The sequence below is a fragment of the Microbacterium sp. Root61 genome (assembly GCF_001427525.1).
In the GTDB taxonomy this organism is placed as follows: Bacteria; Actinomycetota; Actinomycetes; order Actinomycetales; family Microbacteriaceae; genus Microbacterium.
Map to the genome: position 1 here is coordinate 1,870,274 of NZ_LMGU01000001.1, position 12,870 is coordinate 1,883,143.

Annotated in this window: 10 protein-coding genes and 2 tRNA genes; 2 read left to right on the top strand and 10 right to left on the bottom strand. The window is 67.8% G+C overall.

The window, feature by feature from the left end; genetic code table 11:
* Nucleotides 1-108 precede the first annotated feature (108 nt).
* A complete protein-coding gene (locus ASD65_RS09115; protein ID WP_056221463.1) occupies nucleotides 109-1,053 on the top strand; it encodes a LysR family transcriptional regulator in 945 nt (314 codons plus the stop codon).
* Between the two features lie 46 nt (nucleotides 1,054-1,099).
* Here the strand turns inward: ASD65_RS09115 and ASD65_RS09120 are convergent, their stop codons facing one another.
* From ASD65_RS09120 to serS, 6 genes are all read right to left on the bottom strand, one after another.
* Nucleotides 1,100-2,329, bottom strand: coding sequence for an MFS transporter (locus ASD65_RS09120; RefSeq protein WP_056221465.1), 1,230 nt, complete (start codon nucleotides 2,327-2,329; stop codon nucleotides 1,100-1,102).
* Between the two features lie 289 nt (nucleotides 2,330-2,618).
* Nucleotides 2,619-2,707 (bottom strand) — tRNA-Ser (locus ASD65_RS09125).
* An 89-nt stretch (nucleotides 2,708-2,796) separates the two neighbouring features.
* Complete coding sequence (locus ASD65_RS09130) at nucleotides 2,797-4,074, bottom strand: LCP family protein (RefSeq protein WP_056221470.1); 1,278 nt, start codon at nucleotides 4,072-4,074, stop codon at nucleotides 2,797-2,799.
* 72 nt (nucleotides 4,075-4,146) lie between these two features.
* A tRNA-Ser gene (locus ASD65_RS09135) sits at nucleotides 4,147-4,231 on the bottom strand.
* A 128-nt stretch (nucleotides 4,232-4,359) separates the two neighbouring features.
* The gene (locus ASD65_RS09140) at nucleotides 4,360-5,301 is read right to left on the bottom strand and encodes an HAD family hydrolase (protein WP_082561650.1); all 942 of its coding nucleotides are present in this window, start codon (nucleotides 5,299-5,301) and stop codon (nucleotides 4,360-4,362) included.
* A complete protein-coding gene (gene serS, locus ASD65_RS09145) occupies nucleotides 5,298-6,578 on the bottom strand; it encodes a serine--tRNA ligase (protein WP_056221473.1) in 1,281 nt (426 codons plus the stop codon). Before serS ends, ASD65_RS09140 begins: the two co-directional genes overlap by 4 nt.
* 71 nt (nucleotides 6,579-6,649) lie before the next feature.
* Between serS and ASD65_RS09150 the strand changes: the two genes are divergently transcribed.
* Complete coding sequence (locus tag ASD65_RS09150; protein ID WP_056221476.1) at nucleotides 6,650-7,654, top strand: diacylglycerol/lipid kinase family protein; 1,005 nt, start codon at nucleotides 6,650-6,652, stop codon at nucleotides 7,652-7,654.
* Between the two features lie 9 nt (nucleotides 7,655-7,663).
* Here ASD65_RS09150 and ASD65_RS09155 read toward each other — a convergent pair whose 3' ends face one another.
* The 4 genes from ASD65_RS09155 to ASD65_RS09170 form a co-directional block, all read right to left on the bottom strand.
* Nucleotides 7,664-8,632 carry a carbohydrate ABC transporter permease gene (locus ASD65_RS09155; RefSeq protein ID WP_056221479.1) on the bottom strand — a complete coding sequence of 323 codons (969 nt, stop codon included), beginning with the start codon at nucleotides 8,630-8,632 and terminating at the stop codon, nucleotides 7,664-7,666.
* Nucleotides 8,629-9,606 (bottom strand): carbohydrate ABC transporter permease, encoded by a 978-nt coding sequence (locus tag ASD65_RS09160; RefSeq protein WP_200948645.1) that lies wholly within the window; start codon nucleotides 9,604-9,606, stop codon nucleotides 8,629-8,631. The genes ASD65_RS09155 and ASD65_RS09160 overlap by 4 nt, the downstream gene beginning before the upstream one ends.
* A 137-nt stretch (nucleotides 9,607-9,743) precedes the next feature.
* Complete coding sequence (locus tag ASD65_RS09165; RefSeq protein ID WP_056224687.1) at nucleotides 9,744-11,111, bottom strand: ABC transporter substrate-binding protein; 1,368 nt, start codon at nucleotides 11,109-11,111, stop codon at nucleotides 9,744-9,746.
* An 11-nt stretch (nucleotides 11,112-11,122) separates the two neighbouring features.
* Nucleotides 11,123-12,850, bottom strand: a complete 1,728-nt coding sequence (locus ASD65_RS09170) for a glycoside hydrolase family 13 protein (RefSeq protein ID WP_200948708.1) — start codon at nucleotides 12,848-12,850, stop codon at nucleotides 11,123-11,125.
* Nucleotides 12,851-12,870: the final 20 nt, after the last annotated feature.

The following is a 12,870-nucleotide window of genomic DNA, read 5'->3' on the forward strand; positions in this document are numbered from 1 at the left end:
GTCTCTGCGGTCCACTCTGCGCGGGAGTTGCGCATCAGGGAATCCGTGGTTAGCTATCCCCGACATAGATGTCATCTATGACCCACACGGTCACAGGGAGAACGTGAAATGCCCGATCGCCCCCCACTGTCCCGACTGGATCTCAACCTCCTGGTCGCCCTCGACGCCCTGCTCACCGAGCGCAGCGTCACGAAGGCGGCCGAGCGGCTCCGCCTGAGCCAGCCGGCCCTCAGCGCGTCACTCGCACGACTGCGGACGCATTTCAACGACCCTCTGCTGGCACGACGCGGCAACGCGTACGAGCTCACGGCGCTCGCGATTCGACTCGCCGATCACACCTCCACCGCGCTGGAATCCGCACGCCGCGTCTTCGACAGCCAAGCCGATTGGACCCCGGAGCACTCCACCCGCGAGTTCTCGGTCTACGGCTCCGACTACGCGTTCGCGACCATCGGAGCCGCGGTGTCCACGCTCGCGGCGGAGCGCGCGCCCGGAGTGAGATTCCGGTTCGTGCTGCATTCACCGACAGTCATCGACGAGGTCGATGCCCGGTTGCGTTCCGTCGATGGATTGCTCATCCCGCACGGCTTCCTGACCGATCTGCCGTACCTCGACCTGTGGCGGGACCGATGGCTCATCGTCGCCTCCGACACGAACGAGCGCGCGGCCGAGGGACTCACGATGGACCTCATGGCGCACTCGCGGTGGGTGTTCACCTACCAGTCGCGCACCGCGTTCACCTCTGCCAGCCGTCAGCTCCAGCAATTGGGGATCGAGCCGCAGATCGACGCCGTCGTGGAGAGTTTCCTCGCCCTGCCGCATTTCATCGCGGGCACGGATCGACTGGGGCTGATCCAGTCCGGGCTGGCACACGTCGCCCTCGCCGGCGGAGGGATCCGACTGTACGAGCCGCCGTTCGATGCCACGCCGGTGCTCAACGCGATGTGGTGGCATCCTGTCCATGGTCGCGACCCCGAGCATGCCTGGATGCGGGGACTGTTCGCGGAGGCCGCGCAGAGCCTGGCCATGCACGATCCACCGACCAGCGCATGAACGCAGAGCGGCCGGGATCTCGACGATCCCGGCCGCTCTGCGTGGCTCATGCGGCCGCGACAGGTGCCCCCTTGCGACGCGTCGCGAACCACACCAGCACGGCGACGACACCGGCGGCGATGCCGACGATCCCCACGGCGGCCGAGAGGCCGCCGACGCCCGCTCCGATGGCGCCCATCAGAATCGGCGTCAGGAACTGGCCCAGGAAGAACGCCGCCGTCCACCACCCGGTCACCCGTCCACGGTCCTCGAAGGTGGTCGTCGCGACGACCCAGGTGACCAGCGAAGGCAGGAGCAGCCCCGCGCCGAAGGAGGCGATGACGGCACCGATGATGATCCCGGCGAGCCCGGGCACCACCCAGATGACCAGCATCCCGATCGCCTGCAATGCGAACGCGACGGGGGTCAGGCTCCCCGCGCGCAGTCGCCGAAGGCGCGCGAAGATGAGTCCGCCGATCGCGGTGGCCAGCGATGCGATTGCGGCGACGAGCCCGATCGTCGCGGTATCCGTCGCGGCCACCCCGGTGCCGACGACGAGGTAGCTCGCCTCGATGATGATCACGTAGAAGGTGAAACCACCGAAGAGAGTGACCACGAGCGGGACGGCGATGCGCCGCCACGGGATGCGTGTCTTCGCGACGGTCTCCACGCGGGTGTCGCCGGCTTCGGCCGGCGTCGGTTCCCACAGCGAGAAGATCATCGGCACTGCGATCACGATGCTCACGGCGTACACCCAGAACGGCGTGTGCCAGCCCCCGACGCCGAGCGCTCCGCCCAGGATGATGAAGACGGTCGCGGCGAGGGTGGTGGTCACCGTCTGCAGCCCCAGGTACTTGTTGCGTCGACGCTCCTCGTGGAAGTAGTCGACGATGAGCGTCGTGCAGACGGTCATGATCGCTGCCTCGCACACCCCCACCAGCACGCGGCTCAGCAGGATCTCGGGCAGGCCCTCGAGCCAGGCCGGCGCCGTGCCGACGACCGCGTACGCGAACATCGCGATGATGAGCAGCGTCTTGCGCCCCAAGCGGTCCACGATCTGACCGGCGAAAGGCGCGAAGATCGCGATGATGAGCGCCGGGATCGCGACGATCATCGGCACGAGGATCTCGGATGCCGGCACATCGGCGAAGTGCGCCGACAGCTGCGGCAGCACCGGAGTGATCAGCACCGAGCCGAGCACGGGCATGCAGCTGCCCGCGAGCAGCAGGACCGCCTGCCACCCGCCCGCCCGCCGCAGCGGCGTGCTCTCCTGGTTGTTTACAGTGACGTTCGTCATCGAACCTCCTCAGAGGGCGTGCTCCACATCGAGGACGCCTGTTCGCAGCGACGTCGGATGCGTCGCGCGGCCGCACCGATGGCGAGGCTCTCCCAGTACAGCGGCTGGCCATCATGCGGCAAACGGGATATCGCTGATGCCCTGCATCGACGGCGGCTATGGGCGGAGTTCGCGCGGCCAGCGCGCCGCGGGGGATGATGCCGCCGAGGGCAGAACTGTGGCCCGTGATCCCTGGCTCCAAGGCACCCACATCAACGCGAAAACCCCCGGCTGACCGGGGGTTTTTCTGCGGAGACGGAGGGATTTGAACCCTCGGACCCCTTGCGAGGTCTCCACCTTAGCAGGGTGGTGCACTAGGCCGAACTATGCGACGTCTCCAGGCATCCAGTGCTCACGAGTAGCGGATGCGCCCAGCAATCATAACCGCTGGAACGGCTCTCGCCGAACCACGCTCACGCGAAACCACGTCAACCGCGGAGGTTGCCCGCCGAACAGGTCTGCTGCGCAGCGGTAGTGCCCGGGATCGAGTCCGGCAGCTCGATCGCCGTCTGGCTCGGTGCCGGGGCCGCGGTGTCTCCGGGCGTCGCCGCGGGGTCCGGCGTCACGGCCTCACCCGGCGTCGGCTCGACGACGATGACGCCGCCTCCGGCGTTCGGGTCGCTGGTCGGGACGATCGGCTGGTTCGCCGCCAGCGCGGCCCACAGCTGGTCGGCCGCGGCACGGTTCGGCACAACCCGGTTGGGGTCGGCCGGGTCCGCGTTGACGGGGTACTGCACGAAGACGATCTCGTCGAACGGTACGTTCTTGACCGCGAGGGCGATCTGCACGAGCGTGAGCGGGTTGGTCAGGCTCTGGCTGGGCGTGACGTTCTTCACGGCAGCGCTGGCGAGCTTGTACAGCGTTGCCGGGTTGGACAGCACGTCCTCACTCACCAGCTTGTGCGCGAGGCGCGACATGTACTGCTGCTGGTTCGAGATGCGTGCCAGGTCGCTGCCGTTCTCGAGGCCGTGGCGCGTACGGAGGAACTGCAGCGCCTCGATGCCCTGAATCGTGCGGGCGCCGGCCGGCCAGTCGATGCCGGTGTAGAAGTCACGGATGCCGCCGTTGCCGATGCAGACGTCCACTCCGCCGATGGCGTCGGTGATGTTGATGACACCGCCGAAGTTCACCTTCGCCGCGAACGGGATGTTCATCCCGCTCAGCTCGGAGACGGTGTTCACGACGCATGACAGCCCGCCGTACATGAATGCCGAGTTGATCTGCTGCTTGCTCATCGCCGAGGACTGCGAGCCGTCGGCCCGGGTGCAGGCAGGGATGGGGACCATCAGGTCGCGCGGGAAGGAGACGACCGTCACGCGCCGCGGGTTGTCCGAGATGTGCACCAGCAGGTTGACGTCGTTGAGCTCGCCGCTGGCGTCAGCGCCGGTGCATCGGTCGCCGAAGTACGCCGCGAACTCGGGCAGGCACTCGTCGGTGCCCGCGATGAAGAGGTTGACGCCTCCCTCGATCGCCCCGATGTCGGGCGGAACCGGAGCCTGGCCTTCGAGCGCGACCGCGTCGTCGGTGAAGTCCGTCGTGAGGTCGGTGAGCGCGTAGGCGGCGACGCCCGCGCCGGAGACCAGCACGACAGCCAGCACCACGCCGACGATCTTCATCAGCTGGCCGAACGGATGCGGCGACTTCAGGAAGCCGTGTCGCGCAATCGTGCGACGGCCGCGCTTCGCGGGCTTGGTCGTCTGGCTCACTCGGGTCCTCTCGGAATGCACGGGCCCTCTACAGGTGGCGGCGGTGACCCCTAGGGGCCTCCGCCGCGCTAGCGGAGGGTGTGGGATTCGAACCCACGGGACATTGCTGCCCACTGGTTTTCAAGACCAGGTCCATCGGCCGCTCGGACAACCCTCCCGACCGATGCCGAGGCATCCGTCGAACGGCGTCGAGTCTAGCCGACTGACCCATCCTCGATTCTCGCAACCGCGTCTGTGGAGGTGCTGAACGGCGTGTCAACGCGGTAGATGCCCCGTCACACGGCGCTACAGGCGACGGAGCACCGCAGCGACGCCGCCATCCGCCACGGAGGAGGTCTGCTCCCCCGCGGCATCCCGCACCTCCTGCGGGCCCTGCGCCATCGCGACCGCGCGACCGCCGTTCTCCAGCGCCCAGCGGAACATGCCGACGTCGTTGCGCCCGTCGCCCATGACCAGCACGTGCGCCGGGTCGATGCCGAGCCAGCCGCGCACCCGCTCGAGCGCCGAAGACTTGTCGACGCCCATCGGGGCGATATCGAGCCACGCGGTCCAGCCGATCGCGTACGAGACCTGATTGAGACCGATGCCGGAGACGAGCTCGAGGAAATCCTGCTCGGTCTGACCGGGCGAGACCACCACCACACGGCTCACAGGCTCCGCCCCCAGCTCATCGAACGACACCCGGCGACCCTCGACGAGGTTCCAGTCGGCGAGGTAGTCGGTGTACAACCGCTCGCCGTCCTCGCGCTCGACCATGTACCGCGCCTCCGGCAGGTGCTCCTTGAGCAGGGTCAGCACCGTGGCGGGGTCGAAGAGCTCCGTGTGGAAGCGCTCGTAACGCACTTCACCGTGCTCGCCGGTGTCCTCACGCTTCATGATGACCGCGCCGTTGGAACACACCACGTACTCGGGGGCGATCTCCAACACGTGCTGGATGCCGCGGGTGCCGCTCCAGCTGCGTCCGGTGGCGAGCATCACCTCGTGGCCCGCCGCGTGGGCATGGCGCACCGCCTCGACAACCCCGGGGCTGAGCGTCTCGTCCTCGAGGAGGATCGTGCCGTCGATGTCGAGGCAGATGAGCAGGGCTTCGGTGGTGGTGGTGGGATCTTCGGCGTCGGCCGCGATCTCCTCGACGAGGTCGGCGGCTTCGGAGCGCCGCACGACATCGATGCTGCCGGTGTCGGGAAGGTGCGCAGGATGCCCCGGCTCGTGCGTGGCGGACGTCACGCCACGGGCTCCATGACTTCGAGCCCGCCGAGGTACGGCCGCAAGACCTCGGGGACGGTGACCGACCCGTCCGCGCGCTGGTGCGTCTCGAGCAGGGCGACGATCCACCGGGTGGTGGCGAGGGTGCCGTTGAGGGTCGCGACGAACGCGGTCTTCGACTTCTCGCCCGCCTCGACCTCGGGGCGGTACCGGATATCCAGGCGCCTCGCCTGGTACGTGGTGCAGTTGCTCGTGCTGGTCAGCTCGCGGTACGCGTCCTGCGTCGGCACCCACGCCTCGACGTCGTACTTGCGCGCCGCACTGGAGCCCAGGTCGCCTGCTGCGACGTCGATGACCCGGTAGGAGAGCCCGAGGTCCTGCAGCATCCCCTCCTGCATCGCGACGAGACGCAGATGCTCGGTCTCGGCGTCCTCCGGCGTGGTGTGCACGAACATCTCGAGCTTGTTGAACTGGTGGACGCGGATGATGCCGCGGGTGTCCTTGCCGTACGAACCGGCCTCGCGGCGATAGCAGGTCGACCATCCGGCGTACCGCTTCGCACCACGGTCGAGGTTGAGGATCTCCCCCATGTGGAAGCCGGCGAGCGGCACTTCACTCGTGCCGACGAGGTAGAGGTCGTCGGCTTCGAGGTGGTAGATCTCATCGGCGTGCTGCCCGAGGAATCCGGTGCCCTTCATGACCTCCGGCCGCACCAGCGTGGGAGGGATGAGGGGCGTGAAGCCCGCCTGGAGGGCACGGTCCAGCGCGAGCATCATGATCGCGATCTCGAGTCGCGCGCCGATGCCGGTGAGGAAGTAGAATCTGCTGCCCGACACCTTCGTGCCGCGCTCCATGTCGATCGCGCCGAGCAGCTCACCCAGTTCGAGGTGGTCGCGCGGGGTGAAGTCGAAGCTGGGTGTGCCGCCGTGCGTGCGCAGCGTGACGAAATTCTCCTCGCCGCCGGCCGGGACGCCGTCGATGACGATGTTCTCGATCCGGGCGAACGCCTCGTCTGCGGCAGCCTCCGCGGCGGTCACCGCGTGCTGGGCTTCCTTGACCTGGACGCTGAGCTCCTTGGCGGCAGCGACCAGCGCTGCCTTCTCCTCCTTGGGCGCCTGAGCGACGAGCTTTCCGTGCGCGTTCTGCGCCGCGCGGAGGTCTTCGAAGGCCGTGATCGCAGCGCGACGGGCGCGGTCAGCGGCGAGCGCCTCATCGACCGTGTCGGGCGAAGCGCCACGCGCCTCCTGCGAGCGCTTGACCAACTCGGACTGTTCACGGAGAAGCACGGGATCGATCATCCGTCAAGTCTAGCCAAGAGGTGCGGCACAGACCGGGCGAGGTCGCGGCATCCGCGGCCTAGAGTAAGTCCATGACCGCCGCTCCCGCAGATTCCTCGCAGAGGCACGCGGCGCTCATCTACAACCCGATCAAGGTCGACCAGAAGAGCCTCCGCGCTTCCGTCACCCGACTGTCGGCGAATGCCGGCTGGGGAAAGCCGCTGTTCTTCGAGACCACGGTCGAGGACCTCGGCGCCGGGGTCGCCCGTGAGGCGTTGGCGCAGAAGGCGGATGCCGTGCTCGTCGCCGGCGGAGACGGCACTGTGCGCGCCGTGTCCGAGGCCCTGTGCGGCAGCGGTGTGCCGATGACGATCGTGCCCAGCGGCACGGGCAACCTCCTGGCCCGCAACCTGCTTCTCCCGTTGACCGATGCCGAAGCGATGATCCGCGCCACGTTCGACGGCGACACGCTGCCCCTGGATGTCGGCTTCGCCGCGCTCAAGCGCGAAGACGGCTCGACCGAGGAGCACGCCTTCGTCGTGATGGGCGGCATGGGGCTGGACGCCGCGATGATCGCCAACACGAGCGGCGACCTGAAGAAGCGGGTCGGATGGATCGCCTACGTCGACGGTGCCGCGCGGTCGCTTGCCGGCGCGAAGCCGTTCCGCATCATGTACCAGATCCCCGGGCGTCGTCTGCACTCCGCGCGAGTGCAGAGCATCCTCATCGCCAATTGCGGATCGCTCCCGGCCGGACTGGAACTCATCCCCGATGCGTCGGTCTCGGACGGCCAGCTCGATATCGTCATCTTCCAGCCGAAGAACGCACTCGGCTGGATCCTGGTGTGGCGACGGGTCGCGTGGGACAACAGCTTTCTGCGCCGCTTCCGCGCGGGTCGTCGCGTGCTCGCTCTGCGCACCAAGGACAACTCGGTGCTCTACTCGCTCGGCACCGGGATCGAGGTGGCGACCTCGGCACCGCAGCCCGTGCAGCTGGACGGCGACGAGTTCGGTCTGGCCGTCAAGATGGACTGCCGCGTCGAGGCGGGCGGCCTGCTCGCGGTCGTCCCGCACGGACACGACACCTCGACCCTCTGACCCGGCGACTCAGCCTTTGACCGCCCCGCCGAGTCCGGCGGAGCGCAGGAACACGCCCTGGAAGACCAGGAACATGGCGATCGGGATGAGCGTCGAGATCGCCAGGGCCGCCAGGAACACGTCGAGCTCGGTCTGCGACTGCACCGCGGGGAGCCGCACCGACAGCGGTTGGACAGCCGGGTCGGGCAGCACCAGCATCGGCCACAGGTAGTCCTTCCAGGCGGCGATGATCGCGAACACCGACACGACCCCGAGGATGGGCTTGGACATCGGCAGCACGATCGACCAGAACAGCCGGAAGGGCCCCGCGCCGTCCGTCTTGGCCGCCTCGAAGATCTCCCGCGGCAGATTGTCGAAGAACCGTTTCACGAGCAGGATGTTGAACGCGTTCGCGCCCATCGGGAGCCAGACCGCGAGGTAGTTGTTGAGCAGGCTGACATCACCGAGCAGCGGCGGGTTGACGATCGTCAGGTAGAGCGGCACCAGCAGGACGATTCCCGGGATGAACAGCGTCGCCAGTACCAGCGCGTTCAGGATGGGCGCGTACTTCGGACGCAGCACCGACAGCGCGTAGCCGGCGGTCGTGGCGACGAACAGCTGGGTGAACCATGCTCCGGCCGCGATCACGATCGTGTTGAAGAAGAACTGGTCGATGTGGATGTCGTTCCACGCCGTCGACAGATTCGCCCAGTCGATGCCGTTCGGCCACAGCGCGAACGGCTGAGAAAGCGTGTCCTGGGTCGGCGTCACGGCGGACTTCGCGAGCCACAGCACCGGACCGAGCCCGGCCACGACGAGGGTCACCCAGAGGAAGACATGGGTCAGCGTCATCCCGATCCGCGTGCCGCTACGCCCCCGCTCGGAGTCGGAGACGATCGAGCGCTCCGCCAGATCGTCGATCGAGTCGCGCTTCGAGCGTCGGGATAGGAATCCGCGCAGGCCTTCCTTGCGCTGCGCCTGCGTGATCGACGTGGTCATTGCGTGCTCCAGCGGTTGGTGAGCCGGAAGTACAGCCAGGACAGGATCGCGAGCGCGATGGCGAGCAGCACGGACACGGCGGTCGCCTCGCCGTAGTCGCCACCGAGGCTGTTGCGGAACGCCTTGTCGTAGATGTACAGCAGGATCGTCTTGGTCGCTCCGGCCGGCCCGCCCCCGGTGAACAGGAACGGCTCGAGGAAAACCTGCGCGGTCGCGATGACCTGCAGGATCACCATGATGAACAGGATGCCGCGCAGCTGCGGCAGCGTCACATGCCACACCTTGCGCCAGATGCCGGCGCCGTCCACCTCGGCGGCGTCGTACAGCTCCGGCGGCACGGACAGCAGGGCGGCCAGGTAGATGATGATGCTGCCACCGGCGGCCGCCCACGTGGCCTCGAGTACGAGCGACGGCATGGCCTGGACGGTGCTGCTCAGCCACGGCTGGGGCGGGATGCCGAACCAGGCGAGCACGGTGTTGAAGACGCCGTTGGGGTCGGCGCTGTAGAAGACCTTCCACAGCAGGACGGCCACGACCGGTGGGATCACGACCGGAAGGTATGCGAGCGCGGAGTAGAGGCCCTTGCCGCGCTTGACCTCGCTCATGAGCACGGCCATGAACAGGGGCAGCGGGAAGCCGAGCAGCAGGGCGAGTACGGCGAAGTACAGGGTGTTCAGCACCGCGCGCCCGAGCTCGGGGTCGGTGAGGACGGTGACGTAGTTGTCGAACCCGACGAATTCGGAGACGATCAGGTTCGTCTTCTGCAGGCTCATCACCACCGACTGCACGATCGGCGACCAGCTGAAGAAGATGAAGACGAACAGCATCGGCAGCAGGAATACGAGGTTCCAGAGCCCTCCGCCGCGGTACCAGGTGAGGGGGTTGTGCTTCGATCTGCTGCGCCTCGGCACGTGGGCGGGCGGCGGTGCCGCAGCGCCCTCGGGCTGCGCTGCACGCTCCTGAGTCATGGTCATCATCGGCCTCTTCGGGATCCCACTTGCCCTGTATGTACGGTACCCACGGGTTGCGGCGTACATACAGGGCAAGTGAACGGGCTGGGACGGATGCGAGGGGATGCCGCGGCCAGGGGTGGGGCCGCGGCATCCGTGCGTCAGTCGTCGAGCTTCGCCTGGGCGTCGGTCTGCGCCTGGGCGAGCAACGCGTCGATGTCGGCGTTCTGATCGGTCAGGACGGACTGCACCACGTTGTCCAGGAGGGCGTAGATGTCCTGCGTGGACTTCTTCGCCTCGCCGACGGGCGTCTGCTCCCAGATGCCGTCGATGAATCCGGTCATCTGATCGCGCGGCACGTTGATGTACGGCTCGATCCAGGTGAGGGACTCCTCGTACAGCTCGCGGCTGAGCACCGGCAGCAGCGGGGTGCCGACGGCCTGGCCGGACTCGCTGAGCGTCTTCGCGTCCAGCACCGCGGCATCCTTGTCCAGCAGCTTCTGCATGTAGTACCAGTCGATCCAGGTGACGGCCGCGGCCTTGGTCGCATCATCGACGGTCGGGCTGATCACGGCGATGTCGCCGCCGCCGAGGGTGCCCGGCTCGGGTCCGTCGGTCGGGATCACGGTCATGCCGTACATGTCGGGGCTCAGCCCGAAGTCACGCACGAGCGCGGTGTAGATGTCCGACCCCGTCGTGTACATGCCGATGTTGCCGGCCGCGAACTCCTGGTTGATCGTGCCCCAGTCGAGGTCGACCTTCGAGCCGAAGGAGTTGTCCTCCCACTTCAGGTCGTGCAGGAACTGCAGCGTCTCCTTGGTGCCCTCGTTGTCGATCGTCGAGGTGGCCGAGCCGTCCTGGTTGTCGGTCTGGGTGCGGTAGCCGCGTGCGACGGTCTGCGCGGTCAGCTGCCACCCGCCGGTGTTGTTGATCGCCATCTGCGAGTAGCCGGCCTTGCCGGTCTTGTCTGTGATGATCTTCGCGTACTCGCGCACTTCGTCCCACGTGGTCGGCGGCTGGTCGGGGTCCAGGCCCGCCTGCTCGAACAGGTCGCGGTTGTAGTGCAGCCCCATCGCGTAGGCCTGGCGCGGGAAGCCGAAGATGTGGCCCTCGCCGTCGGTGACGCCGTCGAGGATGATCGGGTTGAAGCTGTCCGTGTAGCCCAGCTCCTCCATCTCGGCGGTGACATCCATCAGCTGCCCGTTCTCGAGCAGCGTCTTGGAGTCGGTGAACGGCACGGTGAACACGTCGGGCAGGCTGCCGCCGGCCAGCTGCACGGCGAAGGTCGGGCCCTCCCATTCGTACTCGACACCGATGATGTCGATGTTGGGGTTTTCCTTCTCGAACTGCTTCTCCTGAGCCGCGAATGCCTCGTAGGCGGCAGCGTCCGCGCCCGGGGGGAACGTCGCGACGCGCAATTCGACCTTCGAATCGTCGGAGTCGCCTCCCCCGGCCGAACAGCCGACGAGTGCGCCGAGCGTCGCCACCGTGGCGACACCGGCGAGCAGGACTCTTGCTGGTGACTTCATCGTCATTCCTTTCATTGCGGACGCGCGTCGGCCTCGCGACGCCCCGTCCCGGGGGTGAGGGTGGTGTTCGGGATCGTGTCGGGAAGGCGCAGCCAAGCGGCCGAGTTGCCGGGGAGGGCATCTCCATCGAGGGGTGCGCTGGAGAGCAGGACCGTCGCGCCCGACCTCAGCGGCGGCAACGTCACGGGGTCCTCGCTCGTGTTGACGACGCAGGCGAAGCCGTCGCCGCGGCGGAAGGCGAGCACCTCGGCGGAGCCGGTCGCGTCGTCCCACCAGACCAGCGGTGCCTGCGCCAGCTCGACCAGCTCGCGGCGCAGCCGCAATGCCGCACGGTAAAGGTTCAGCGTCGAATTCGGATCGGCGTCCTGCGCTTCGACGGTGAGGCGCCGCCAGGAGGCCGGCTGCGGCAACCAGGGCTCGACCTCTCCGGGGCTGAATCCGAACGGCGGCGCCTCCCCCGTCCACGGCAGCGGCACGCGGCATCCGTCTCGTCCGGGATCCACACCCCCGGACCGGTAGTGCATCGGGTCCTGGATGAGTTCGCGCGGCAGATCCTCGACCTCGGGGAGGCCGAGTTCGTCGCCCTGGTAGATGTACAGGCTCCCCGGCAGCGCCGCCACCAGCAGCGCCGCGGCACGAGCGCGATCGTGTCCCAGGTCCGGATCGGTGGGCACGCCGAAGCGCTTCTTGAGGAACGCGAAGGCGGAATCCTCGCGGCCGTAGCGCGTCACCGGACGGGTCACATCGTGGTTGCTCAGCACCCACGTGCTCGGGGCGCCGACGGGTGCGTGCGCGGCGAGCGTCCCCTCGATGGAGTCGCGGAAGGATGCCGCACCCCAGGGCCGCGCGAGGAAGTCGAAGTTGAACGCGGTGTGCATCTCGTCCGGGCGGAGGTAGTTCGTGAAGCGCACGATATCGGGCACCCACACCTCGCCGACCAGCACGCGGGTGCCCGGGTACGAGTCGGCGATGGCGCGCCAGGATCGGTACACCTCATGGAGTTCGTCGCGGTCTTCGGTGGGGTGCGCGCCGGGGCCCTGCTTCTCGCCGACCTCGGGAAGCTCGGCGTCCTTGATCAGCAGGGCCGCGGAGTCGATGCGCACGCCGGCGACGCCGCGGTCGAACCAGAACTTCAGGATGTCCTCGTGCTCGCGACGCACGTCGGGGTGATTCCAGTTGAGATCGGGCTGCTCCGGAGTGAAGAGGTGCAGGTACCACTCGCCCGGCGAGCCGTCGGGGTTCGTGGTGCGCGTCCAGGTGTCGCCCTGGAAGTTCGACACCCAGTTCGTCGGCATCTCGTCGCCGTTCGCGCCCTTCCCGGGATGGAACCAGAACCGCTCGCGTTCGGGACTGCCGGGGCCGGCTGTCAGCGCCTCCTGGAACCAGGGATGCTGGTCGCTGATGTGGTTCGGAACCACGTCGATGATCGTGCGGATGCCGAGGGCCAGGGCCTCCTGGATGAACGCCTCCGCCTCGGTCAGCGTGCCGAACCGCGGATCGATGTCGCGGTAATCGGCGACGTCGTAGCCTCCGTCGGCGAGCGGGCTCGGGTACCACGGAGTGAACCAGATCGCGTCGACGCCGAGGGACTTCAGATAGCCGAGGCGCTGACGAACCCCTGCGAGGTCACCGGTGCCGTCACCGTTTCCGTCGGCGAAGCTGCGCACGTAGAGCTGGTAGATCACCGCGGTGCGCCACCACGCCGGGTCGGCGACCGACGGCGCGAGCACCGGTGTCACGGAGGCCCGCCCTACGGGAT